Source organism: Streptomyces sp. NK15101 (assembly GCF_020400725.1).
Taxonomy (GTDB): Bacteria; Actinomycetota; Actinomycetes; order Streptomycetales; family Streptomycetaceae; genus Streptomyces.
Window position 1 is genome coordinate 1 of the sequence record NZ_JAINVG010000104.1, and the last position, 23,204, is coordinate 23,204.

Annotated in this window: 19 protein-coding genes and 2 pseudogenes; 10 read left to right on the forward strand and 11 right to left on the reverse strand. The window is 72.5% G+C overall.

All coding sequences use genetic code 11. The features are described from left to right. Positions 1-28: 28 nt before the first annotated feature. The gene (locus K7G60_RS34025; protein ID WP_225804821.1) at positions 29-1,471 is read left to right on the forward strand and encodes a GH1 family beta-glucosidase; all 1,443 of its coding nucleotides are present in this window, start codon (positions 29-31) and stop codon (positions 1,469-1,471) included. A 66-nt stretch (positions 1,472-1,537) separates the two neighbouring features. Here the strand turns inward: K7G60_RS34025 and K7G60_RS34030 are convergent, their stop codons facing one another. Both K7G60_RS34030 and K7G60_RS34035 read right to left on the reverse strand, forming a co-directional pair. Further along, complete coding sequence (locus tag K7G60_RS34030; protein WP_225804822.1) at positions 1,538-2,008, reverse strand: hypothetical protein; 471 nt, start codon at positions 2,006-2,008, stop codon at positions 1,538-1,540. Positions 2,009-2,165: 157 nt separating this feature from the next. After that, a complete protein-coding gene (locus tag K7G60_RS34035; RefSeq protein WP_225804823.1) occupies positions 2,166-2,894 on the reverse strand; it encodes an IclR family transcriptional regulator in 729 nt (242 codons plus the stop codon). Positions 2,895-3,064: 170 nt separating this feature from the next. Between K7G60_RS34035 and K7G60_RS34040 the strand changes: the two genes are divergently transcribed. After that, a complete protein-coding gene (locus K7G60_RS34040) occupies positions 3,065-3,985 on the forward strand; it encodes a glycerophosphodiester phosphodiesterase family protein (RefSeq protein ID WP_123456467.1) in 921 nt (306 codons plus the stop codon). 18 nt (positions 3,986-4,003) lie between these two features. On the opposite strand, the gene K7G60_RS34045 is transcribed toward K7G60_RS34040, so the two are convergent. Beyond that, positions 4,004-4,507 carry an HD domain-containing protein gene (locus K7G60_RS34045; protein ID WP_225804824.1) on the reverse strand — a complete coding sequence of 168 codons (504 nt, stop codon included), beginning with the start codon at positions 4,505-4,507 and terminating at the stop codon, positions 4,004-4,006. Positions 4,508-4,606: 99 nt separating this feature from the next. On the opposite strand from K7G60_RS34045, the gene K7G60_RS34050 reads away from it, so the two are divergent. Then, a complete protein-coding gene (locus K7G60_RS34050) occupies positions 4,607-5,536 on the forward strand; it encodes an LLM class F420-dependent oxidoreductase (protein WP_225804825.1) in 930 nt (309 codons plus the stop codon). A gap of 23 nt (positions 5,537-5,559) precedes the next feature. Here the strand turns inward: K7G60_RS34050 and K7G60_RS34055 are convergent, their stop codons facing one another. Next, positions 5,560-7,842 (reverse strand): MMPL family transporter, encoded by a 2,283-nt coding sequence (locus K7G60_RS34055; RefSeq protein WP_225804826.1) that lies wholly within the window; start codon positions 7,840-7,842, stop codon positions 5,560-5,562. Positions 7,843-8,066: 224 nt separating this feature from the next. Between K7G60_RS34055 and K7G60_RS34060 the strand changes: the two genes are divergently transcribed. From K7G60_RS34060 to meaB, 4 genes are all read left to right on the forward strand, one after another. After that, positions 8,067-8,738, forward strand: coding sequence for a bifunctional 2-polyprenyl-6-hydroxyphenol methylase/3-demethylubiquinol 3-O-methyltransferase UbiG (locus K7G60_RS34060; RefSeq protein ID WP_225804827.1), 672 nt, complete (start codon positions 8,067-8,069; stop codon positions 8,736-8,738). A gap of 113 nt (positions 8,739-8,851) precedes the next feature. Next, positions 8,852-10,663, forward strand: a complete 1,812-nt coding sequence (locus tag K7G60_RS34065; RefSeq protein WP_225804828.1) for a methylmalonyl-CoA mutase family protein — start codon at positions 8,852-8,854, stop codon at positions 10,661-10,663. After that, positions 10,663-12,837: a methylmalonyl-CoA mutase gene (scpA, locus tag K7G60_RS34070; protein ID WP_225804829.1), complete on the forward strand. Its 2,175-nt coding sequence runs from the start codon at positions 10,663-10,665 to the stop codon at positions 12,835-12,837. The genes K7G60_RS34065 and scpA overlap by 1 nt, the downstream gene beginning before the upstream one ends. Next, positions 12,834-13,823, forward strand: a complete 990-nt coding sequence (gene meaB / locus K7G60_RS34075; protein ID WP_225804830.1) for a methylmalonyl Co-A mutase-associated GTPase MeaB — start codon at positions 12,834-12,836, stop codon at positions 13,821-13,823. The genes scpA and meaB overlap by 4 nt, the downstream gene beginning before the upstream one ends. A gap of 60 nt (positions 13,824-13,883) precedes the next feature. Here meaB and K7G60_RS34080 read toward each other — a convergent pair whose 3' ends face one another. Beyond that, a complete protein-coding gene (locus K7G60_RS34080) occupies positions 13,884-14,324 on the reverse strand; it encodes a MarR family winged helix-turn-helix transcriptional regulator (RefSeq protein WP_225804831.1) in 441 nt (146 codons plus the stop codon). Positions 14,325-14,479: 155 nt separating this feature from the next. Between K7G60_RS34080 and K7G60_RS34085 the strand changes: the two genes are divergently transcribed. Beyond that, on the forward strand, positions 14,480-15,976 hold the full coding sequence (locus K7G60_RS34085; RefSeq protein ID WP_225804832.1) for an MFS transporter: 1,497 nt from the start codon (positions 14,480-14,482) through the stop codon (positions 15,974-15,976). A gap of 56 nt (positions 15,977-16,032) precedes the next feature. On the opposite strand, the gene K7G60_RS34090 is transcribed toward K7G60_RS34085, so the two are convergent. The 4 genes from K7G60_RS34090 to K7G60_RS34105 all read right to left on the reverse strand — a co-directional run bounded on the left by K7G60_RS34090 (position 16,033) and on the right by K7G60_RS34105 (position 20,435). Next, the gene (locus tag K7G60_RS34090; protein ID WP_225804833.1) at positions 16,033-16,917 is read right to left on the reverse strand and encodes a geranyl diphosphate 2-C-methyltransferase; all 885 of its coding nucleotides are present in this window, start codon (positions 16,915-16,917) and stop codon (positions 16,033-16,035) included. A 14-nt stretch (positions 16,918-16,931) separates the two neighbouring features. After that, positions 16,932-18,215, reverse strand: a complete 1,284-nt coding sequence (locus K7G60_RS34095; protein ID WP_225804834.1) for a family 2 encapsulin nanocompartment cargo protein terpene cyclase — start codon at positions 18,213-18,215, stop codon at positions 16,932-16,934. A gap of 96 nt (positions 18,216-18,311) precedes the next feature. Next, positions 18,312-19,724 carry a family 2B encapsulin nanocompartment shell protein gene (locus K7G60_RS34100; RefSeq protein WP_225804835.1) on the reverse strand — a complete coding sequence of 471 codons (1,413 nt, stop codon included), beginning with the start codon at positions 19,722-19,724 and terminating at the stop codon, positions 18,312-18,314. A 369-nt stretch (positions 19,725-20,093) separates the two neighbouring features. Then, positions 20,094-20,435, reverse strand: a complete 342-nt coding sequence (locus tag K7G60_RS34105) for a GNAT family N-acetyltransferase (RefSeq protein ID WP_225804836.1) — start codon at positions 20,433-20,435, stop codon at positions 20,094-20,096. 368 nt (positions 20,436-20,803) lie between these two features. On the opposite strand from K7G60_RS34105, the gene K7G60_RS34110 reads away from it, so the two are divergent. Both K7G60_RS34110 and K7G60_RS34115 read left to right on the forward strand, forming a co-directional pair. Continuing rightward, positions 20,804-21,205: a DUF427 domain-containing protein gene (locus tag K7G60_RS34110; protein ID WP_308082931.1), complete on the forward strand. Its 402-nt coding sequence runs from the start codon at positions 20,804-20,806 to the stop codon at positions 21,203-21,205. 24 nt (positions 21,206-21,229) lie between these two features. Further along, the gene (locus K7G60_RS34115; RefSeq protein ID WP_225804837.1) at positions 21,230-21,688 is read left to right on the forward strand and encodes a glyoxalase/bleomycin resistance/extradiol dioxygenase family protein; all 459 of its coding nucleotides are present in this window, start codon (positions 21,230-21,232) and stop codon (positions 21,686-21,688) included. A 50-nt stretch (positions 21,689-21,738) separates the two neighbouring features. Here K7G60_RS34115 and K7G60_RS34120 read toward each other — a convergent pair. Next, a pseudogene (locus tag K7G60_RS34120) lies at positions 21,739-23,084 on the reverse strand (diaminopimelate decarboxylase). Beyond that, a pseudogene (locus K7G60_RS39025) lies at positions 23,066-23,204 on the reverse strand (diaminopimelate decarboxylase); the annotation flags it as partial. The pseudogenes K7G60_RS39025 and K7G60_RS34120, both read right to left, overlap by 19 nt.

The following is a 23,204-nucleotide window of genomic DNA, read 5'->3' on the forward strand; positions in this document are numbered from 1 at the left end:
CCCGTACCCGTGTTGGGAGCCCCCTCCTATGACCGCGCCCGAAACCCGGCCGCTCACCGCCGTCCGTTCGTTCCCCGCCGACTTCCTGTGGGGCGCCGCCACCGCCGCGTACCAGATCGAGGGAGCGGCGGCGGAGGACGGCCGCACCCCGTCCATCTGGGACACCTTCTCGCACACCCCCGGCAAGGTCTTCGAGGGCCACACCGGTGACGTGGCCGTCGACCACTACCACCGGTTCCGCGAGGACGTCGGGATCATGGCCGAACTCGGCCTGAACGCCTACCGGTTCTCCGTCTCCTGGTCCCGGGTCCAGCCCACCGGCCGGGGACCGGCCGTCCAGCAGGGCCTCGACTTCTACCGGCGGCTCGTCGACGAGCTCCTCGCCGCGGGGATCGAGCCGGCCCTGACCCTCTACCACTGGGACCTGCCGCAGGAGTTGGAGGACGCGGGCGGCTGGCCGGAGCGGGCGACCGCCGAGCGGTTCGCCGAGTACGCGGGGATCGTCGCCGACGCCGTCGGCGACCGGGTGAAGCGGTGGACCACGCTCAACGAGCCCTGGTGCAGCGCCTTCCTGGGATACGGCTCCGGGGTGCACGCGCCGGGCCGGACCGATCCGGTGGCCGCGCTGCGCGCCGCCCACCACCTCAACCTCGGGCACGGCCTCGCGGTCCGGGCACTGCGGGCCTCGCTGCCCGCGGACCGGCAGATCGCGGTCTCGCTCAACCTGCACGAGATCCGTCCGCTGACCGGTTCGGCACAGGACCTGGACGCGGCCCGTCGCATCGACGCCGTCGGCAACCGGATCTGGCTGGGCCCGATGCTGGAGGGCGCCTACCCGGAGGACCTGTTCGCCGACACGGCGCACCTCACCGACTGGTCCTTCGTCCGGGACGGCGACACGGCGGCGGCGCACCAGCCGCTGGACCTGCTCGCGATCAACTACTACACGCCGACGGTGGTCTCGACGGTCCCGGAGGGCGCGGAGAAGCCGCAGGACGACGGCCACGGCAACAGCGAGCACTCGCCCTGGCCGGGGGCGGACGCGGTCGCCTTCCACCGGGCGCCGGGCGAGCCGACGGCGATGGGCTGGGCGGTCGACCCGAGCGCGCTGTACGACCTGCTGACCCGGATCTCCGCCACGTACCCCGATCTCCCGCTGGTGATCAGCGAGAACGGGGCGGCCTACGAGGACGTGGTCGGTCCGGACGGTTCGGTGCACGATCCGGAGCGCGCCGCCTATGTGCACGCGCACCTGGAGGCGGTGCACCGGGCGATGTCGGACGGGGTGGACGTGCGCGGCTACTTCCTCTGGTCGCTGCTCGACAACTTCGAGTGGGCGTACGGCTACGCGAAGCGGTTCGGCGCGGTCCGGGTGGACTACGACACGCTGGAGCGCACCCCGAAGTCCAGCGCCCGCTGGTACGCGCGGGTGGCGCGCTCGGGTGAGCTGCGCGCTCCCGACGGGCGCTGACGCGGGACGGGGGAAGGGCAGTGCCGGGCGCCCGGCACTGCCCTTCCCGCAGGTGCTGCTCGTCCGTCAGATGTCGACGACGCGGTAGCCGATGACGTAGATGCCGCCGGAGCCCTCGACGGTGCGCCACTGGGTCTCGGCGCCGACCTCGCTGCCGGTGACGAGGGTGGCGCCGAGCTTGTCGTCGCCGCCGAAGGTGTCCTTGTCCCACAGGGTCAGGGTGCGGGCCTGCTCCTTGCCGAGGATGAGCGCGGCGTTGCCGTTGCCGTCCTCCATGGAGCGGACGTAACCGGTGCCCATGGTCTGGTAGCTGATGCCGTTGCCGGGCCAGACCTTGACGGCGTTGCCGTTGGCGTCGGTGATCTTGAGGTAGGCCTCGTCGTGGTCGCCCTCGCTGTTCTGCTGGCAGTGCAGTTCGAACAGCTCGATCTTCACGTAGTCGATCGGCTCGGCGTGCGCGGTGCCGGCGAAGGCGCCGAGGCTGCCGAGTCCGAGCAGGGCGGTGGCGGCCGTCCGGACGATTCGGTTCTTGCGCATGTGGTCCCCCCACACATCGGGTCACGCGTGTGACATGGTGTCCGGTCCGCCTTCCCGGCGGTCCCGGTGTGCCGTTTCCCCCCGGCACGACACCCACTGTGCCCGGCGGCCCCGCCCCGGCTCTACGCGCGTTCCGCTGGGTGGAACGCGCGGGGGGCTACGGGACCAGGGCGGTCGTCGGGGCCGGTGCCTGCCGGACGCCCCGGCCGAGCGCGCGGGTGACCGCGGCTCCCGCCTCGGCGACGGCCCGGGCCAGCGCGTCGAGTCCGCGGCCCGCCGGGACCATGCCGGCGAGCGCCGCGACCGTGCGGCCGTCCGGGGTGCGGACGGGCAGTGCGGCGCAGCACACGCCCTCCATCACGTCCTCCCGGTCGAGCACCGGCCCACCGCGGAGGGGCCCGCGCAGCGCCTTCCCGGCGGCGGTGTCGAGGCGGAACGCGATGCCGTCGCGCACGGGGAGGAGCGGCTCCAGGTCGCCGGGCACCGAACTCACGGTGATCGCCATGTCCTCGCGCAGCACGGCGAGGACGACGCTGGCGCCGGTGACGGCCCGGAGGCGCTGGAGCGGCAGCCGGGCGGCGGGGCGCAGACCGGGGTGCGGTTCCCAGGCCTGGCCGAGGCGGTAGAGCTGCGGGCCGACCCGGTAGCGGTTGCCCTTCCGTTCGACGGCGCCGACCCCGACCAGCTGGTCCAGCAGCCGGTGGACGCTGCCCTTGGGCACTCCGCAGGCGAGCGCGAGTTCGGTCACACCCGCCTCGTCGCCGTTCCGGCGCAGGGCGTCGAGCAGCGCGAACGCGCCTTCCAGCACTCCCCGGCCGCGCTCCTGGCGCCCCGGCGCGGCCGCCTTCGCGACGCCGCCCGTTCTCCGTGCCGTTCCGGTGTCCATGAATGAGTCCCCCTGACTCGCTACGCCCGGCCGTGGTCCCCCTATGGCGCGGCTGCGGGCACGGGTCCACGATGCCGCAGACCGGACCATTACGACGAAGGGCTTGCGCGCCCGGTCGTGTCGCCTCGGGCCCGGCCCGCCCGGCGGGGGACCCCTTAGGGTGGTCGGTCATGAGAGAAGCTCAACCGCCCGCCGCCCGGTCCCGTCGTCGCAGGACCGTCGGACTGGTCGCCGGGGCCACCGTGGTCGCGGGGCTCGCGACCGCGTTCGTCGTCGCAGCACCGCCCTCGGAGTCCGCGCCCCGCCCGGCGGCGAGGGCCACGGTGGCGGCGAGCCCCTGGATGCGTGCGGCCGGGGCGCCGCTGACGGTGATCGCCCACCGGGGCGCCCCGTCCGCGGCTCCCGAGAACACCCTGGTCTCCGACGAGGTGGCCCGGCGGGGCGGGGCCGTCTGGATCGAGAACGACGTCCAGCCCAGCAAGGACGGCGTGCCGTACATCCTGCACGACACCACCGTCGACCGGACCACGGACGGCACGGGGCCGATCCGCTCGCTGACCTCCGAGCAGCTCGACGCCCTGGACGCCGGCTCCTGGTTCGCGCCCGCCTACGCCGGCACCCGGGTTCCGACCCTGGCCGCCCAGCTCGCGGACCTCAGGGAGCGCGGCGGGAAGCTGCTCCTGGAGATCAAGGGCCGGCACAGTCGCGCCGAGGTGGACCGGATCGTCCGGGAGGTCCGGGAGCAGGACATGGCGGACCGGGTCTTCGTGCAGAGCTTCGACATCCCGTCCCTGCGGTACGCCCACGAGCTGGCGCCCGAGCTGCCGCTCGGCCTGCTGCGCGGCACCCTGGACGCCGATCCCGTCGCGCTCGCCCGGGAGCTGGACCTCGCCGCGTACAACGTCTCGGACGCCGCGCTCGCCACCCGTCCGCAGCTGGTCGGCGACCTGCACGCGGCCGGCGTCGCCGTGAACGTGTGGACGGTCGACGCCCCGGCGCGCTGGAAGGCCCTGGACGCGCTCGGCGTGGACGGCGTCATCACGAACCGTCCCACCGAGCTGGGCGGCTGGTCGTCCGGCCGGACGAGCTGAGCGGCGCCGGGCGGCCGGTCAGCGGGGGGTCAGTTCCCGCAGGAGGTCGGGGTTGACCACCCGGAGGATCGTCGCGATGTCACCGGGGTCGGCCGCCGGCCACAGGACGGCCCTGGCCGCGCGGTACTTGGCGGCCAGCCGTTCCCGCTGGGCGGGCGGCAGGGCGGCGGCCCGGTCCGCGCGGCTGTTGTGCGCGTTGTCGGCGATCTTCACGAGGGTGGCGTCGGGATCCTCCGCGATCCGGCGGAGCTTCTCCTCGTAGGCCGTGTCCGGGCGGTTGGTGACGGCTTCGACGAGGGCGACGACCCGGGCGGGGATCCCGGCGGCGCGCAGCCGCTCCGCCGTCCACCCGGTGTCCTCGATGACGTCGTGCAGCAGACCGGCCATGGCCAGGTGCGGGCCGAGCGGCTCCAGGCCCGCGGCGACGGCCCGGACGTGGGCGACGTAGGGCACGCCGGTCTTGTCGACCTGCCCGGCGTGCGCGCGGTCGGCCAGTTCGTCCACTTCGGCGAGAGTCTTCATGTCTCCCATCATGGCGGGGCCGTGCGCCGGGCGCGGTCGTCACACGCTGTTCACGCGGAACCGGGAATGCCCGTCCCGCGGCCCCCGGTTGCCGGATGCATGACCCTTGGAGTGACGCTCGGTTCGACCTCCCGGCAGCTTCCGATCGACGACACGGTGCGGCTCGCGCGGGAGGCGCACGACGCCGGCCTGCACTCGGCGTGGTTCGGCCAGTCCTTCGCGTACGACTCTCCCTCGCTCGCCGCGGTCGTCGGGCGCGAGGTGCCCGGGCTGCAGGTCGGGACGTCCGCGATCCCGGTCTTCGGCCGCCATCCGCTGCTCGTCTCCAGCCAGGCGCAGACCGCGCAGGCCGCGACCGGCGGCCGCTACCACCTCGGGCTCGCCCTCGGCACCCGGCACCTGACCGAGACCGCGTTCGGCCTCCCGTACGAGCGGCCGATCGGGCTGCTCAGGGAGTTCCTCACCGCCCTGCGGCCGCTCCTGGAGACGGGCGAGGCCGACTTCCACGGGGAGCTGCTGACCGCGACGACGCCGTACCCGGCGGCGGTGCCGGGGGCGGACCGGCCGCCGGTGCCGGTGCTCGTCGCCGCGATGGGCCCGCAGGCCCTGCGCGTCAGCGGTGAACTCGCCGACGGCGTCCTGCCGTTCCTCGCGGGTCCGCGTGCGCTGGCCGAGCACATCGTCCCGGCCGTGACCGCCGCCGCCGAGGCGGCGGGCCGGTCGGCGCCCCGGATCGTGGCCCTCGTGCCGGGCGTGGTGACGGCGGACGCCGAGGGCGTACGGGAGAAGGCGGCGGAGGCGCTCGCGCTCTACGAGCGGATTCCCTCCTACCAGCGTGCGATCGAGCTCTCCGGCGCCGACCGGGCGGCCGGGCTGGCCGTGATCGGCGACGAGGGGGCGGTCGCCGCCGAGGTGCGGCGCTACCGCGAGGCGGGGGCGACGGAGGTGGTCTTCACCGCCACCGACCTGGGCGGCGAGGACGACCGCCGCCGCACCTGGAAGCTCCTCGGCGAATTGTCGCGCGGCTGAGCCGACCGTTCGGCTCCCGCCGCTCAGCTCCTGCCCGCGCCCTGGGGCACCGTCTCGGCCTCGGCCGGTTCCTCGCCCTCGGTGTCCAGGTGGGGCAGGATCCGGTCCAGCCAGGCGGGGGTCCACCAGGCGTGGCGGCCGAGGAGGGTCATCACGGCGGGCACGAGCAGCAGGCGCACCACGGTGGCGTCGATGAGGACGCTGGCGGCGAGGCCGAGGCCGAGCATCTTGACGACGATGTTGTCGGAGACGATGAAGGCGGCGAAGACGCTGACCATGATCAGCGCGGCGCAGGTGATGACCCGGGCGGTGATCTCCAGGGCGTGGGCCACGCTGGCCTTCGAGTCCCCGGTGCGCAGCCAGGCCTCGCGGACGCGGGACAGCAGGAAGATCTCGTAGTCCATGCTGAGTCCGAAGACGATGGCGAACATCATCATCGGCACGTAGCTCTCGATGGGCACCTTGCCGTTGACGCCGAGCGCGGGTCCGCCCCAGCCCCACTGGAAGACGGCCACGACGACGCCGTAGGAGGCGGCGATGGAGAGCACGTTGAGCACGGCCGCCTTGACCGCGACGAGGAGCCCGCGGAAGACGATGAGGATGACGAGGAAGGCCAGCCCGACCACGACGGCGATGATCAGCGGCAGGCGGCTGGAGACGATGTCGAGGAAGTCGACCTGGGCGGCCGTGTTCCCGGTGACGTAGGTCTGCGCGTCGGTGCCGGCCACCGCCTGCGGGAGGACGTCGTCGACGAGGTGGTTGGTCAGCCGGGTGGTCTTCTCGTCCTGCGGGGAGGCCACGGAATAGGCGGTGCCGACGAGGACGTCCCCGTCGGAGGTGGTCTGGAGCGGGGTGATGTAGGCGGCGTCGGGGACGCCCGTCAGCGTGTCCTTGAGCTTGGTGCCGAGGTCGGCCCGGTCGGCGGCGGGCACGGCCGTCTGGTCGACGACGACGGTGAGCGGTCCGTTCGCGCCGGGGCCGAAGGCCGTGGAGATCAGGTCGTAGGCCCGCCGGTCGGTGAACGACTCGGGGTCGGCGCCGTCGCCGATGTGGCCGAGCTGGATGAAGAGCAGGGGGAAGGCCAGGACGAGCAGGACCAGGACGCCGCCGGTGAGGAACCACCAGGGGCGCTTCTCGACGCGTTGCGCGTAGCGGTGCCAGGTGCCGTGCGCGGGCGCGCCGGGCTCGGCGTCGGTCTCCGCCACGGGCTTGCGGACGTGGTAGCGGTCGATCCGGCGGCCGACGAGGCCGAGCATGGCCGGGACGAGGGTGAGCGCGGCGACGACGGCGGTGACGACCGTGAAGGCGGCCGCCAGGCCCAGTTTGCCGATGAAGGTCACGCCGGAGACCCACAGACCGGACAGGGCGATGATGACCGTACAGCCGGAGACCAGGACCGCGCGGCCGCTGGTGGTGGTCGCGCGGGCGGCCGAGTCGGCGGGATCGTGGCCGTGCATGAGGTTCTGGCGGTGGCGGGTGATGAGGAACAGCGCGTAGTCGATGCCGACGCCGAGGCCGATCATGGTGGCCAGGGTGGGCGAGACGGTCCCGAAGGTGAAGGCGGCCGCCATCAGGCCCAGCAGGGCGAGGCCGCAGATCGCTCCGAGGAGTGCGGTGACCAGCGGCATGACGGCGCCGATGACGCTGCCGAAGCCGATGAGGAGGACGACGATCGCGACGGCGAAGCCGATGGCCTCGCTGCTGCGGTCGTCGGCCGTCGGCCGGGCGAGTTCGCCGAGCGAACCGCCGTACTCGACGGTGACGCCGGCGTCCCGGAGCGGCTGGACGGCGGCGTCGACGCCGTTCAGGTAGTCGGTGCCGAGGGTGGAGGGCGCCACGCTGAAGCGGACGGTGATGTAGGCGGTCTTGCCGTCGGTGGAGAGCGGGCCGACGTTGGGCGTGCCGGCCGGGAGCGCGGGCGGCGTGGTCCCGGGCGGCGGCAGCGGGTTCTGGGCGCCGATGACGTCGGGGAGCTTCGCCAGGGCGGTGACGGCGGAGTTGACCGCGGACGACTCCTGCGTGAGGGGCTTGGAGGGGTCGTTCAGGACGACCTGGGCGCTGTATCCGCCGGCGGCGGGATCGTGCGCCTGGAGGACGTCGAGGCCTTCGGCCGACTGCACTCCGGGGAGTGCGAAGTCGTCGGAGAACATTCCGCCGACGGCCCGGTCGGCGATCTGGAGTCCCGCGACCGCCGCCAGCCAGAGGGCGATGACGACGAGGAAGTGGCGGGCACTCCAGTGACCGAGTCGGTAGAGGACGCCTTTGGAGGGTGCTGACCGGCTCTTGGCCGGGCTTCCTGCGTTCATGGCGTGGCCGTGTCCGGATAGGGAGATCCCCGAGCGGTTCCGGCACCCGCGTGGTGCGGGCCTACCCCGTCCATTGTTCGCCCGGCGTCGCGCTCCGGCATCTCGACCGGGGGGGGAGACCGACGGGAAGATCGGGGAAGGCCGGTGGGAAGTCGGCGGGAAGCGGGTAGGAAGCCGCCCGGGGCGGGCGGTGGGCCCGTGGCATTCCGGGAAAGGGGAGCGGCATGCGGGACGAGGGCGCCGGGCGGAAGCCTCTGTCGGCGGCGGAGCTGTTCGACGATCTGGGCATGGCGTACGAGCGGGCCTTCGGGCGTCTGCCGGAGCAGTCGGCGGCGGTGGACTGGCTCACGGGGCGCCTGGGCGCGGGAGCCCGGGTCCTCGACGTCGGCAGCGGCACGGGGCGGCCGGTCGCCGACCGTCTGGTGCGGGCCGGGTGCGCGGTGACGGGCATCGACGTGTCCGGGGAAATGGTGGGGCTGGCCCGCGCGCAGGTGCCGGGGGCCGTGTTCGAGCAGGTGGACGTGCGTGACTACGACGCACCGCCGGAGGGTTTCGACGCCGTCTGCGCCTTCTTCCCGCTGCTGATGATGAGCCGGGCGGAGGCGTCCGCCGCCCTGGAGCGGATGGCGGGCTGGGTGGCGCCCGGGGGCTATCTGGTGTCGGCCACGGTGCCGGCGGACGTGGACGGGGTGGAGATCGAGTTCATGGGCCGGCCGGTCAGGGTCTCCAGCTTCTCGGTCGAGGAGTACGTGCGGACGCTGCGGGAGGACTGCGGTCTCGACGTCCTCCGGCACGAGGTGTCGGTCTTCCGGCCGGACGACGAGCGGGCGGTTCCGGAGGAGCATCTCTTCTGCTTCGCGCGGCGCCCCGTCGGGGCCGGCGGCGGGGGCGTCTGAGCCCGGCGCCGGGAGGTCCGCCATTCGGTCAACCGTCTCGGGAAGCGGAAGAGAAGAAGGTCACAGTCGTACGCACTCCTGCTCCTTTGTGGATCTCCCCTAGCATCCGAGCCATGACGGTCCTGCCTGACGACGGGCTCTCCCTGGCGTCCGAATTCCCAGACGCGCCACATGAGCAGTGGCAAAACCTCGTGGCGGGCGTCCTGCGCAAGTCGGGCAAGGAGGTCTCCGGCGCCGCCGCCGAGGACGCCCTGTCCACTCTGCTGGAGGACGGCCTCGCCACCCGCCCGCTGTACACCGCGCGCGACTCCGCGCCCGACCCCGGCCTGCCCGGCTTCGCGCCCTTCGTGCGCGGCGGGCGCGCCGAAGGCAACACCACCGACGGCTGGGACGTGCGCCAGCTCCACGTGACGGCCGACGGCGAGGCCGTCCTCGCCGATCTGGAGAACGGCGTCACCTCCCTCTGGCTCCGTGTCGGCGGCGCCGGCATCCCGGTGTCCTCGCTCGACGGCGTCCTGGAGGGCGTCTACCTCGACCTCGCGCCCGTCGTCCTCGACGCGGGCGACGAGACGGAGGCGGCCGCCGAGCGGCTGCTGAAGCTGTACGAGGAGCGGGGGGTCGCTCCGGAGGCGGCCCGGGGCAACCTCGGCGCGGACCCGCTGGGCCACGAGGCCCGCACCGGCCGCGCGGCGTACGACCTCGCGTCCGTCGCGGGCCTCGCGCGCCGCTGCGCCGACCGGTACCCGGGGCTGCGGGCCCTGACCGTGGACGCCCTGCCGTACCACGAGGCCGGCGGCTCGGCCGCGCAGGAGCTGGGCTGCTCGCTCGCGACCGGAGTCGCGTACCTGCGCGGGCTGACCGAGGCCGGACTGAGCGTCACGGAGGCGTGCGGCCAGCTGGAGTTCCGCTACGCGGCCACCGCCGACCAGTTCCTGACGATCGCGAAGCTGCGTGCCGCGCGCCGTCTGTGGGCCCGGGTGGCCGAGGCCTGCGGCGCCCCGGAGGCGGGTGCGCAGCGCCAGCACGCGGTGACCTCGCCGGTGATGATGACGCGCCGCGACCCGTGGGTGAACATGCTGCGCACGACCATCGCGACGCTCGCGGCGGGCGTGGGCGGTGCCGACAGCGTCACCGTGCTGCCCTTCGACGACGCGCTGGGCCTGCCGGACGCGTTCTCCCGCCGGATCGCCCGCAACACCTCCGGCGTCCTCATCGAGGAGTCCCACCTGGCCCGGGTGATCGACCCGGCGGGCGGTTCCTGGTACGTGGAGCGGCTCACCGACGAACTCGCGCACGCCGCCTGGGAGTTCTTCCAGGGCATCGAGCGGGAGGGCGGCCAGGCCGCCGCGCTGCGTTCCGGCACGATCGGCGAGCGGCTCGCCGAGACCTGGGCCGCGCGCAGCAGGAAGCTCGCCACCCGCCGCGAACCGATCACCGGCGTCAGCGAGTTCCCGCACCTCGCGGAGAAGCCCGTGGACCGCGCTCCCGCGCCGGAGGCCCCGTCCGGCGGTCTCCCGCGCGTGCGGCGCGACGAGGCGTACGAGGCGCTGCGCGCCCGTTCCGACGCGCACCTCGCGGCGACCGGCGCCCGGCCCCGCGTCTACCTGGCCGCGCTCGGCCCGGCGGCCGCGCACTCGGCCCGGCTCACCTTCGCCGCGAACCTCTTCCAGGCGGGCGGCATCGAGGCCGTCACCGAGGGCACGTTCGAGGAGAGCGGCGCCCGCGAGGCCTGCCTGTGCTCCAGCGACGCGCTGTACGAGGAGGGGGCGGAGGCCGCCGCCGGGGAGCTGCGCGCGGCCGGGGCCGAGCACGTCCTCCTCGCGGGGCGCCCCGGATCGTACGCCGGTGTCGACACGTACGTCTTCGCCGGCTGTGACGCCGTCGCCCTGCTCTCCACCGCCCTCGACCGCATGGGAGTGTCCTGATGTCCATCCCCGATTTCTCCGGGATCGAGCTCGGGGCACAGGCCGCCGCCGGTGGCCCCGACGAGTGGCGCTCGGCCGTGAAGAAGGCGGCGGGCGGTGACGACCTGCTGTGGGAGACCCCGGAGGGCATCGCCGTCAAGCCGCTCTACACCGGGCAGGACCTGGAGGGCCTCGACTTCCTGGACACCCTGCCGGGCGTGGCCCCGTACCTGCGCGGCCCGTACCCGACGATGTACGTCAACCAGCCCTGGACGATCCGTCAGTACGCCGGTTTCTCCACGGCCGAGGAGTCGAACGCCTTCTACCGGCGCAACCTCGCGGCCGGCCAGAAGGGCCTGTCGGTCGCCTTCGACCTGCCGACCCACCGCGGCTACGACAGCGACCACCCGCGCGTCACCGGTGACGTCGGCATGGCCGGCGTGGCCATCGACTCGATCTACGACATGCGCCAGCTGTTCGACGGCATCCCGTTGGACAGGATGTCCGTGTCGATGACGATGAACGGCGCCGTGCTGCCGGTCCTCGCGCTGTACATCGTGGCCGCCGAGGAGCAGGGCGTACCGCCGGAGAAGCTGGCCGGGACCATCCAGAACGACATCCTCAAGGAGTTCATGGTCCGCAACACGTACATCTACCCGCCCGGGCCGTCGATGCGGATCATCTCCGACATCTTCGCCTACACCTCGCAGCGGATGCCGCGCTACAACTCCATCTCCATCTCCGGTTACCACATCCAGGAGGCGGGGGCGACGGCCGACCTGGAGCTGGCGTACACGCTGGCGGACGGCGTGGAGTACATCCGCGCGGGGCGCGAGGCCGGGCTCGACGTGGACGCGTTCGCGCCGCGCCTGTCGTTCTTCTGGGCGATCGGCATGAACTTCTTCATGGAGATCGCCAAGCTGCGCGCCGCCCGGCTCCTGTGGGCGAAGCTGGTGAAGCAGTTCGACCCGCAGAACGCCAAGTCGCTGTCCCTGCGGACCCATTCGCAGACCTCGGGCTGGTCGCTGACCGCGCAGGACGTCTTCAACAACGTCACGCGCACGTGCGTGGAGGCGATGGCGGCCACCCAGGGCCACACCCAGTCGCTGCACACCAACGCCCTCGACGAGGCCCTCGCGCTGCCCACCGACTTCTCGGCGCGCATCGCCCGGAACACGCAGCTGCTGCTCCAGCAGGAGTCGGGCACCTGCCGGACGATCGACCCGTGGGGCGGCAGCGCGTACGTCGAGAAGCTGACGTACGACCTGGCCCGCCGCGCCTGGCAGCACATCCAGGAGGTCGAGCAGGCCGGCGGCATGGCCAAGGCCATCGACGCGGGCATCCCGAAGCTGCGCGTGGAGGAGGCCGCGGCCCGTACCCAGGCCCGCATCGACTCCGGACGCCAGCCGGTGATCGGCGTCAACAAGTACCGGGTGGCGTCGGACGAGCAGATCGACGTCCTCAAGGTCGACAACTCCTCCGTCCGCGCGCAGCAGATCGCCAAGCTGCGGCGGCTGCGCGAGGAGCGCGACGAGACCGCCTGCCGGGACGCGCTCGACGCGCTCACCAGGGCGGCGGGCGGCGACGGCAACCTCCTGGACCTCGCGGTGCGCGCGGCCCGTGCGAAGGCCACCGTCGGCGAGATCTCGGAGGCCCTGGAGAAGGTCTACGGCCGTCACGCGGCGCAGATCCGTACGATCTCCGGCGTGTACCGAAACGAGACAGGCGAGTCCCCCTCCGTGGAGCGCACCCGGGCCCTGGTCGACGCCTTCGGCGAGGCCGAGGGACGCCGGCCCCGCATCCTGGTCGCCAAGATGGGCCAGGACGGGCACGACCGCGGCCAGAAGGTGATCTCCACCGCCTTCGCCGACCTGGGCTTCGACGTGGACGTCGGCCCGCTGTTCCAGACCCCGGCCGAGGTGGCGCGTCAGGCCGTCGAGGCGGACGTGCACATCGTCGGGGTCTCGTCGCTGGCCGCGGGGCACCTGACCCTCGTGCCGGCGCTGCGGGAGGAGCTGGCGGCGGAGGGCCGTGAGGACATCATGATCGTGGTCGGCGGCGTCATCCCCCCGCAGGACGTGGCGACGCTCCTGGAGATGGGTGCGGCGGCCGTGTTCCCGCCGGGGACGGTGATCCCCGACGCGGCCCACGACCTGGTGACCCGGCTGGCGGCCGACCTCGGACACGACCTGTGATCGGTCTCGACACGTACGTGAAGGGCGTGCTCGACGGGAAGCGGGCGGTGATCGCCCGCGCGATCACCCTCGTCGAGTCGACCCGCCCCCAGCACCGTGCGCTGGCGCAGGAGCTCCTCACGGAGCTCCTGCCGCACAGCGGCAAGGCCGTGCGGATCGGGATCAGCGGGGTGCCCGGGGTCGGGAAGTCCACCTTCATCGACGCGTTCGGGACGATGCTGACGGGGCTCGGCCACCGGGTGGCGGTGCTCGCGGTCGACCCGTCGTCGACCCGTACGGGCGGCTCCATCCTCGGCGACAAGACGCGGATGGAGCGGCTCGCCGTCGACCCGGCGGCCTTCGTCCGGCCCTCCCCCAGCGCGGGCACGCTCGGCGGGGTCGCGAAGGCGACCCGCGAGTCGATGGTCGTGATGGAGGCGGCGGGCTACGACGTGGTGCTCGTGGAGACGGTGGGCGTCGGCCAGTCCGAGACCGCCGTGGCGAACATGGTCGACTCGTTCCTGCTGCTCACCCTGGCCCGTACGGGCGATCAGCTCCAGGGCATCAAGAAGGGCGTCCTGGAGCTGGCCGACGTGGTCGCGGTCAACAAGGCGGACGGCCCGCACGAGCGCGACGCCCGCGCCGCCGCGCGTGAACTGGCGGGGGCGCTGCGGCTGATGCACGGCGCCGACGCCGTCTGGACGCCGCCGGTCCTCAGCTGCAGCGCACGGGAGTCGGCGGGCCTCGACGAGGTCTGGCAGCGGCTGCGGCAGCACCGCACGCTCCTCGACTCGACCGGCCGCCTCACGGCCAAGCGCCAGGACCAGCAGGTCGACTGGACCTGGTCGATGGTCCGCGACGAGCTGCTGCGGCGGCTGCACACCGACCCGGCGGTCCAGGCGGCCACGCCCGCGCTGGAGCGGCGGGTCAGGGACGGCGAGCTCACGGCGACCCTGGCCGCCGAGGAGATCCTGAAGGCCTTCGGGGAGCGGGAGCGCCGGGACTGAGGCATGCAGGAGGGCGTCTGAAGGGGATTCCCCTTCAGACGCCCTCCTGCATGCCCGGGCTCAGGCGTTCTTCTCCATGCCCGGCCGCAGCCGTTCCAGCAAGGCGTACAGGGTCGCGCTGTCCTCCGCGCCGAGCGTGTCGAGGGCGCCGTGGGTCGCCTGCATCTCCTCGCGGACCCGCCGGATGACGTCGCGGCCCTCGTCGGTCGCCACGACGTTCTTGACGCGCCGGTCGGAGGCGTCGGCCTCGCGGCGCACCAGGCCGCGGCCCTCCAGGCGGTCCACGATCCCGGTGACGTTCGACGCGTCGCAGACGAGCAGCGTGGCAAGGGCGCGCATCGGCAGCGGGCCGTTCAGCTGGGCGAGCACCTTGGCCTGGGTGGAGGTCAGTCCGTGGTGGGCGGCGGCCGCGGCGAAGTCGCGCCACTGGGCCGTGCCGATGGCGGCGAGGAGCTCAAGCAGCTGGAGCTTGGTGGGCGTCTCGGGGGTCGTCGCGCTCATGCTTCGAGCGTACTCACGATCCTTGACATTATCAATTGTTTACTTAAGCACCTCAAGTATTTACTTGACCTCCTCAACCTTCGCGGCCTACCTTCGTCGCATTACTTGATGACATCAAACATCCACGACCTGAAGCACCGAGAAGGCCCCCACCCATGAGTCACGAGACCACCCCGCCCGCCGCCGATCCCCGGCGCGAGACGCTCGTCGTCTTCGCGCTGAGCCTCGCCGCCATGGTCGTGTCGATGATGCAGACCCTGCCGGTCCCGATCCTCGGCCTCATCCGCGCCGACCTCGGCACCTCGGCCGCCGACGTGAGCTGGGTGACCACCGCCACGCTGCTCTCCGCCGCCGTCTTCACCCCGCTGCTCGGCCGCTTCGGCGACCAGCACGGCAAGAAGCCCACCCTGGTCGCCGTCCTCGGCGTCATGGTCGCCGGCTCCGTCGTCGCCGCCCTGGCGACCTCGCTCCCCCTGCTGATCCTCGGCCGCGTCCTCCAGGGCGCCGCCACCGCGATCTTCCCGCTGGCCCTGTCGGTGCTGCGCGAGGAGGTCCGCCCGCAGAAGCTGCCCGGCGCGATGTCCCTCGTCAGCGGCACCCTGGCCTTCGGCAGCGGCCTCGCGCTCGTCGCCACCGGTCTGCTCACCTCCGGCTCCGACGCCGACTACCGCAGCGCCTTCTGGATGGCCACGGGCTTCGCCGCGATCGCCCTGCTCGCGGTCGTGTTCCTGGTCCCCGCGACCCGCCACAAGACCGGCGGCCGCACCGACTTCCTGGGCGCGCTCACCCTCGGCGCCACCCTGCTGCTGCTCCTGCTGCCGATCTCGCAGGGCCACGAGTGGGGGTGGACCTCCGGCCGCACCCTCGGCGGCTTCGCCGGCGCGGCCGTCATGACCGTCGTCTGGGTCCTCACCGAGCTCAGGGTCCGCGAGCCCCTCGTCGACATGCGGATGTTCGTGCACCGGCCGGTGCTCATGGCGAACCTGGCCGGCGTCCTCGTCGGCTTCGGCATGTTCGCGAACTTCCTGGGCGTCTCGTACCTCGTCCAGATGCCCGAGGCCCTCACCGGCTACGGCTTCGGCGCGTCCATCCTGCGGGCCTCCGTCGAGTTCCTGCTGCCCGGCGCGATCGTCTCCCTGCTCGCCTCGCCGATCGGCGGCCGGCTCGTCCGCCACCGCGGTCCCCGCACCGCGCTGACCCTGGCCGCCGTCCTGGGCGCCGTGGGCTTCGGCTGGCTCGGCCTCGACCACGGCCACACCGCCTCCGTGATCGGCGCCGGCGTGATCGTCGGCGCGGCCGTCAGCTTCGGCTACGCGGCCATGCCCGCCGTCATCATGGCGAGCGTCCCGCACCACCAGAGCGGCATCGCCAACGGCATCAACTCCATCTCCCGCTCCACCGGCAGCGCGATCGGCAGCGCCGTGGTCACCACGATCCTGGCGTCGAGGACGATCGAGCACCTGCCCGCCGGCGTCCCGGCCCTGCCCGCCGAGTCCGGCTTCACCCTCACCTTCGGGATCGGCGCCGTCGCCTTCGCGCTCGTCGCGGTCATCGCCCGCCTCGGCCTGCGGACCGGTCGGGCGTCCCGTACCGAGCGGGTGGGCGCACCGGCCGCCGGGACCGCCGAGAAGGAGAAGGCGGCCGCGGCATGACGGAAGGGACGGGCCCGTCGGACGGGCCCGTCCCTCTTTTCCGTACCGCCGTCGGGTCAGACGCGGTCGGCCGCGATCAGGACGTACTGGAAGGAGCCGTCCTTGTACGACTCGATGAACGCCTCCTCGATGCCGGTGACCAGCGAGGACGTGGCCCGCAGCTCCCAGTAGGGCAGGGTGTCCGGCGTCAGGTCGACGACGGCCTGCGGAACGAGCCGGTTGTCGGCCATCGCGCGCAGGTACTCACGGCGGGAGTGGATGTTGCACTCGAAGTGCGCGTTGATCTGGGAGACCCACTTCGAGGGCTGGCCGTACTTCGGGTTCCAGCAGCCGGTGATGGTCACGTAGCGCCCGCCGACCTTGAGGAACCGGGAGTGCTCGGCGAACAGGTCGTCCAGGTCGACGTACATGCTCGACTCGTTGTTCCACGAGGCGGCGATGCTGCCCTTCTCGAAGGGGGTGTCGAGCATGTTGCACACCTGGGCGTGGACATGGGTCTCGATGCCCAGCTCCTTGGCGCGCTTGTTGCCGAACTCGGCCTGCGTGGAGGAGAGGGTGACGCCCTCGACCTTGCAGCCGAAGCGCTGGTGGGCCATGACGCTCGAACCGCCGCGGCCGCAGCCGGCGTCGACCAGGGTGTCCTCGTGGCCGATCGGGCCCAGGTGGTCCAGGAGGAGCTCGGCCTGCGCCGACTCCAGCCGGTGCAGCTCGGTGATCAGCTTCTTCTCGTACTCGCTGTCCTCGACGTCCCCGAGGGCGGCGTGGTCGACGGCGCCGATGCCGTAGTGGTGGTGGTACAGCCCGTCGACATCACCGAGGCGCAGGTTCACGGGCCTGGCCTCGGCGTTCCAGTAACGGGCGATGTCTCCCTGGTACGGCGTCGCCGGGCCGGGAACGAACGCGGAGGTGCCGTTGACGGTGGGGAGCTCGGTGTTGGTCACAGATGAATCCGTTCTTACCAGAAATCGGGCAGGCTGTAGCGGTACGTATTGGTCTGGTGCCAGTAGTGGTTGCCGTCCACCCACACGGCCACTCCGCGCAGGAAGCGGAGCACCGTGGGGACGGGGCAGGCGGCGGCCAGTTCGGCGGACGCGGCCTCGAAGTCGCGCATGAGGTCGTTGTGGACCTCGATGGCCTTCAGGTAGGCGTCCTTCTCCGAGAGGGACTCCCGCTCGGCGAGCACCACGGGCAGGTTCATGTGCCGGCCGGGGCTGGCGAGTTCCTTGGTGTACGAGTACAGGTCGTTGACGATGGTGCTGGCGTTGCCGGCGAGCGCCAGGACCCGCTGCATCGCCGGCTGGGCGTGCAGGTCGGCGGGGAGTTCGTAGCCGCCGACGGTGTCGGTGATGGTGGGACAGGGGCGGAAGTTGTTGAACTGACGCATCGCCAGGTACTCCCACACCTCCGGCACGTGGTTCGTCTCGTCCCACGCGGCCTCGGCGAGGTAGCCCATGTGCAGCCGGGCCATGTCGTGCCGGAACCGGTCGGCCTGGGAGGGTGTCGCCAGCCGGACGAAGTACTCCATGGCGGAGCGGTAGGAGCGCCGGGGCGCGTCCGCGTGGAGCGACTCCGCCCACACCGGCTGGTACTCCGCCGTCGAGTGCAGCGGGTCCAGGGCCGTGTGCGCGAGGAGGAGCCGTCCGCCCAGACCGACGGGCGAACCGCCGAGGTCCTCGCAGTAGCAGTCGTCGACGGCGTTCTCGGCGACCATCAGCCGGGCGGCGACCATGAGGTGCTCGATGGTCGGGGCGTCCGGGTGGCAGGCCACCATGTAGCGCCCGACGTGGAACCCGTCGAAGTCGCCCTCCCAGTCCTCGGGGTAGAGCTGGATCTCGTCGAGCGCCCAGGACTTGATGCGGAGGCTGACCTCCTCCACGCGCACCGGGTCCGGCTCGGGCACCGGGTGCCAGTAGAGGCCCGGGATGATCAGGGCGTCCGCCGGCGCCGCGGCTGGGGGCGCCGGGGACGTCGCGCGAGGGAACTCCCCGCGCGGGACCAGGGACAGGCCCGCCGTGCCCAGGCCGGTGGGACCGCCCAGGATCCGTGCCACGTCGGGCCGGGCGGCGGGTTCGGCCGCGGGCACCGCGGCGGGGACGTCGGTGGGGACGGCCTGCGGGTGCGCGAGGCCGAGGGCCTCGGCTTCGGCACGGGCCGCCGCGGCGGCGAGGACGTGGGTCCCGAAGTGGGCCGCGGCGCCGGGCAGGCTGGACTGCAGAGGGGAAGGCCCGGGATCGGGCATCCGTGACTCCTTGGAAAGAGGGGTGGGCCGTCCCGGATTCCGGGCACGCCGGCCCGGCCCGGATGGTCCGGGTGGTGGTGGCCTGCGGGGAGGGGTCTAGTCGCGCCGGCGCGCGATCTGCACGTTCTCCAGGACGCCGAGCGCGTTCGGGACCAGGACGGCGGCGGAGTAGTACGTCGTGACGAGGTACGACATGATCGCCTGCTCGCTGATTCCCATGAACCGCACCGACAGGCCCGGCTCGTACTCCTCGGGCAGTCCGGTCTGGCGCAGGCCGATGACGCCCTGGTTGTCCTCGCCGAGGCGCATGGCGAGGATCGAGCTGGTGTTCTCCTTGCTGATGGGGATCTTGTTGCAGGGGAGGATCGGCACCCCGCGCCAGGCCGGGACCCGGTGCCCCTGGAGCTCGACGGTGTCCGGGTAGAGCCCGGCGCGGTTCCACTCGCGTCCGATCGCCGCGATCGTCCGCGGGTGGGCGAGGAAGAGCTTGGTGCTGCGGCGGCGGCAGAGCAGCTCGTCGAGATCGTCCGGGGTGGGCGGGCCGGAGTGCGGCTGGATCCGCTGCTTGAAGTCGGCGTTGGGGAGCAGGCCGAACTCCGGGTTGTTGATGAGCTCGTGCTCCTGGCGCTCGCGGAGCGCCTCGATGGTGAGCCTGAGCTGCTCCTCCGTCTGGTTCATCGGCCCGTTGTAGAGGTCGGCGACCCGGGTGTGGACCTTGAGGACGGTCTGGGCGACGGAGAGTTCGTACTCGCGCGGCTTGAGCTCGTAGTCGACGAAGGCGCCGGGGATCTCGGCCTCGCCCTTGTGGCCGGCCGACATCGCGATCTCGGCCTCGCCGTACTTGTTCTGCCGCTGCTCGGGCAGCGAGCTGAACTCGTGGATGTGGGCCTGGAGGCTCGGCGCCGAGGCCATGATGTTCGCGAAGTCGGCGCGGGAGAGGGTGAGCAGGGTGCCGGAGGTCTCGGCGGTCGCGGTGTAGTCCCAGCCGGCGTCGCCGTCGAGCAGGGCGTTCTCGCCGAACCGGTCGCCGTCGGCGAGCGTGGCGACGGCGACCTCGTCGCCGTACTTGCCGACGGAGGTCTGGTTGACGCGGCCGTGGGCGATGAGGTGGATCTGCTCGGCGGGCGTACCGCGCTGGACGAGCACCTCGCCGGCGCTGAAGTCGCGCTGGACGCACCGGTCGGCGAGCGCGTCGAGCACGTCGACGTCCTCGAAGCCGCGCAGCAGGGCGAGTTCGCCGAGTTCGCGGGGGATGACGCGGACGCGGGAGCCGTCCTGGACGAACTCGATGCGCCCGTCGCCGACGGTGTAGCTGAGCCGGCGGTTCACCCGGTAGGCGCCGCCCTTGGTCTCCACCCAGGGGAGCATCCGCAGCAGCCAGCGGGAGCTGATCTCCTGCATCTGCGGGGCGGACTTGGTGGTGGTGGCGAGGTTGCGGGCGGCCGCGGTGCTCAGGCTGGACTGCCGGGGCGGCTCCAGCTGTACGTCCGGGCGGTCGTCAACGGTCATCGGACGAGCTCTCCTTGGCGAGGCGACGATCGGCACACGAATGCACCGAAAACCGGTGAAGGAAGATGAAGGGGGCGAAGATCCGGGAATCCGTCCAGATCTCGGGGAACAGTAACGGCCGCCGAGCCCGCCTCGCTCAGGGAGTCCGAGGGCATTACCTCCTTGTGGTGATCTTGATCGAAACGATGTTTATCCCGGTGACCAGCCGGATTCAGGCCAACCGATGGAGAGTCGGCCAGCGACGCGCGGTGAGCCCGCCGGCTCGGTCACCCGTTCGGCCCCCCGTGACGGGGGGCCTGCGACCCCGGGCGCGCGCGACTGGTCCGTACGAGGGAAGCGTTCGCCTTCGCGTGCGTCGTGTTGACCGGGTCAGCGCCCCAGCTGAGCGTCCAGCCACTGGAGGACCTCGGGCGTCACCGGGTCGGTGATGTCCGCGAACTCGTCGTGCTTCTTCAGGAACTTCGCCACGTAGGGGCAGACGGGGACGATGCGCATCCCCGAGGCGCGGACGTCGGTGAGGGCCTGCTCGACGAGGATCGCGGCCAGGCCCTGGCCCGCGTAGGCCTCGTCGACCTCGGTGTGGAAGAAGACCCGCCGGTCGTCACGGTCGCGGTAGGCCGTCAGACCCGCGCGTTCGCCGCCGACGAGGATCTCGTACCGGTGCCGGGGGTCCACGCGACGGACGACGGGGGTGGTGTCCTGCTCGGTCATGGGAGTGCCTTTCGTGGGTGGGTCGGTGAGGGGAAGCCGCGGGTCGGCGCCGCGCGGGGTTCCTGCGCGGGGCGATCCGGGCGTCGGGCGGGGCGGTGGGCTCCACCCGGCCGGGATCGCGGTGGCGGTCCGACGACGCGCGAGCGACTCCGCGGGGCCCGCGATCCCGGCCGCAGTGTCGCATCCGCAGGTCGGCCTGCGGGAGAAGTCCGGGTACGGACAGAGGGACGAACGGCAAGGTCGGACCCATGAATGACGCGTACTGCGCACCGGACGGCCCCCGGGGCCCCGTGCGCTCCGGGCCGAGGCCGACGGAGTCCGTGTGGGACTACCCGCGGCCCCCCGAGCTGAGGAGTGACGACCGCCACGTGACGGTCACGGTGGGTCCCCAGGTCGTGGCGGACACGCGCGCGAGCCTGCGGGTCCTGGAGACGAGCCACCCGCCGGTCTTCTACCTGCCCCGGCGCGACGTGCGCGCCTCGTTCCTGCGCCCCCGGCCGGGCCGGACCCACTGCGAGTGGAAGGGCGAGGCGTCGTACTGGGACGTCGTCGTCGGTGACCTCGTGGTGGTCCGGGCCGCCTGGAGCTACGAACGGCCCCTCGGTCCCTACGAAGCCCTCCGCGGCCACCTGGCCTTCTATCCGTCCGCGGCGCGCTGCACGGTCGACGGCGAGTCGGTGACCGCCCAGGAGGGCGACTTCTACGGCGGGTGGATCACGCACGAGATCGAAGGTCCTTTCAAGGGCGGTCCCGGCACCTGGGGCTGGTGACCGCCCGCAACGAAGGAGGACGTCATGACGAACGCAGCGCGGGCGACCAGGGGCGCCGGGGTCGTGAAGGATCCGGACCGCCCCGCTGACCTGGCCGCGGACCTCCACGCCTACCTCAGCTACCGGGACACCGGGGCCGCGCTGGCCTGGCTCTCGGAGGTCGGATTCGAGCTCGTGCGGCGCCAGGACGCCGAGGACGGTTCACTCGCCCACGCCGAGATCCGGTGCGGGGACGTGGTCCTGATGGTGGCCGGCGCGCACGTCGAGTACAGCAGGCCGGCCCTTCACGGCACCAGTACGGGGAGCGGTCTGTACCTGTGCCTCCCCTCCCCGTCGGTGGTGGACCGGTGGTACTTCCACGCGGTGTCCGCGGGCGGGGTCCCGGTGATCGAACCGGAGGCGACCGAGTGGGGTACGCGACGCGCCCGGGTCCTCGACCCCGAGGGACACGAGTGGAGCGTGGGAACCTACCGGCCGGGCTGATCCGACGGCCCGACCGGCAGGCCCTCATGGGCGGACGGGGTACACGTCATTCAGAGCCAAGAGAGAGCAAACTCCGTCAGGAGCGCCGTCTCGTGGGACGAGCCGTTCTCGTTCACCACTTCCGCCGGCCTCTGCGGCGTCCGCACCGTGGCCGGCTCGACCACTCCGTCACGGTGCAGGAATCCGTGGACTCCCGGCCTCGGGACCCTGGGGACCGGCAATGTCCTGCGGTACGGACGTGGTCGTCTTCGGCCCGCCGTCCGGCCCGTGCGCGGTGACCCTGACCGGCCACGCGTCGGGCATGAACACGGTGCGGACGGCCACTTGGGCCCCGGCGTGGGTCAGCGCGATCCGCCGGCTGCCCGAGTGTTCGGCGTACTCGACCACCGACGCGGTGAAGCCGTTCTTCGCGAGCAGTGACCGGACGAACTCCGTGACCACCTGGTAGCGGCCGTCGAGCAGGGCCGATTCGGTGTCGGTGAGCACCTGTACGTACTCCCGGAACGTCGGCGTGACCGTGTCGTCGGAGAAGTCGACCGGCAGCCCTCCGCCCAGGTCCAGGCTGGTGACCTGAGCCTCTGCCGACGTGCGCGTCGATCTCCTCGGCGAGCCGGTGCAGCTTGGCGAGTCCCCGGGCGATCAGCTGCAGCGAGCAGCCCTGCGAGCCGATGTGGGCGTGCAGGCGGGTCAGCCAGGGCCGCTGCAGGAAGGCGTCGAAGACCCGTGCGCGAGCTCCGGGGGCGTCGAGGGCCACCCCGAGCTTCGAGTGCGACGTCGCCGTGCTCATGGCCTCGATGGTGCCGCCGCCGACCTGGGGGTTGACGCGGAGGCCGATGACGGACCGGGAGCGGGCGGGACGCAAGGCGTCGATGCGATCGAGTTCGGCGAGGTTGTCCGCGTTCAGCGCGATCCCGAGGGTGAGCGCCTCCCGGATCTCGGCGCGGGTCTTGGCCGGAGAGTCCAGGACGATGCGTTCGGGTGCGAACCCGGCGGCGAGTGCCGGCCGGGTCTCTCCCGGGCTCGCCGTCTCACAGCCCGTTCCGGCGTCCGCGAGCAGCCGCAGGACCGGGACGAGCGGGCATGCCTTGACCGCGAAGGCGTGCAGGGCGTCCGGCACGTGGGGGAAGGCCTTGTGGAGCGCGGTGACGCTGTCGCGGACGCCCTGGACGTCGACAAAGCCGGCGACGGGGTGCTCCTGTCGACGACGGCGGGGGCGAGGTCCCGTACGTCGAGGGGCTTGTCCTCCGGGAGGTAGGCGATGCCGAGGCCTACTCCCAGGTCGAGTCGCCGTAGGGGTGTCCCGTGGGTGCGTGCGGTGTCGGCCATCAGGCCGACGAGCCGGTCGGCGGCCGCCTCGAACACCAACTTGTCGTTGCCGTGGAAGATCACGGAGGATCCCGGGATTCCCGCGCGCCGCGCCGTGCGCAGCTCGCCCGCGGAGCAGACGTCAATCCCCAGGCCTTCGTCCTTCAGCCACGTGGCGACCCGGTGACAGAGGAACGCCTTGGCGGCGTAG

Excerpts from the sequence above, each read along its gene's own strand:
- K7G60_RS34045 (WP_225804824.1), bottom strand. The coding sequence starts at position 4,507 with ATGAAGACTCTCGCCGAAGTGGACGAACTGGCCGACCGCGCGCACGCC.
- K7G60_RS34055 (WP_225804826.1), bottom strand. The coding sequence starts at position 7,842 with ATGAACGCAGGAAGCCCGGCCAAGAGCCGGTCAGCACCCTCCAAAGGC.
- K7G60_RS34085 (WP_225804832.1), top strand. The coding sequence starts at position 14,480 with ATGAGTCACGAGACCACCCCGCCCGCCGCCGATCCCCGGCGCGAGACG.
- K7G60_RS34100 (WP_225804835.1), bottom strand. The coding sequence starts at position 19,724 with ATGACCGTTGACGACCGCCCGGACGTACAGCTGGAGCCGCCCCGGCAG.
- K7G60_RS34050 (WP_225804825.1), top strand. The coding sequence starts at position 4,607 with ATGACCCTTGGAGTGACGCTCGGTTCGACCTCCCGGCAGCTTCCGATC.
- K7G60_RS34115 (WP_225804837.1), top strand. The coding sequence starts at position 21,230 with ATGACGAACGCAGCGCGGGCGACCAGGGGCGCCGGGGTCGTGAAGGAT.
- K7G60_RS34065 (WP_225804828.1), top strand. The coding sequence starts at position 8,852 with ATGACGGTCCTGCCTGACGACGGGCTCTCCCTGGCGTCCGAATTCCCA.
- scpA (WP_225804829.1), top strand. The coding sequence starts at position 10,663 with ATGTCCATCCCCGATTTCTCCGGGATCGAGCTCGGGGCACAGGCCGCC.
- K7G60_RS34060 (WP_225804827.1), top strand. The coding sequence starts at position 8,067 with ATGCGGGACGAGGGCGCCGGGCGGAAGCCTCTGTCGGCGGCGGAGCTG.
- K7G60_RS34095 (WP_225804834.1), bottom strand. The coding sequence starts at position 18,215 with ATGCCCGATCCCGGGCCTTCCCCTCTGCAGTCCAGCCTGCCCGGCGCC.
- K7G60_RS34030 (WP_225804822.1), bottom strand. The coding sequence starts at position 2,008 with ATGCGCAAGAACCGAATCGTCCGGACGGCCGCCACCGCCCTGCTCGGA.
- K7G60_RS34105 (WP_225804836.1), bottom strand. The coding sequence starts at position 20,435 with ATGACCGAGCAGGACACCACCCCCGTCGTCCGTCGCGTGGACCCCCGG.
- K7G60_RS34040 (WP_123456467.1), top strand. The coding sequence starts at position 3,065 with ATGAGAGAAGCTCAACCGCCCGCCGCCCGGTCCCGTCGTCGCAGGACC.
- K7G60_RS34035 (WP_225804823.1), bottom strand. The coding sequence starts at position 2,894 with ATGGACACCGGAACGGCACGGAGAACGGGCGGCGTCGCGAAGGCGGCC.
- K7G60_RS34025 (WP_225804821.1), top strand. The coding sequence starts at position 29 with ATGACCGCGCCCGAAACCCGGCCGCTCACCGCCGTCCGTTCGTTCCCC.
- K7G60_RS34080 (WP_225804831.1), bottom strand. The coding sequence starts at position 14,324 with ATGAGCGCGACGACCCCCGAGACGCCCACCAAGCTCCAGCTGCTTGAG.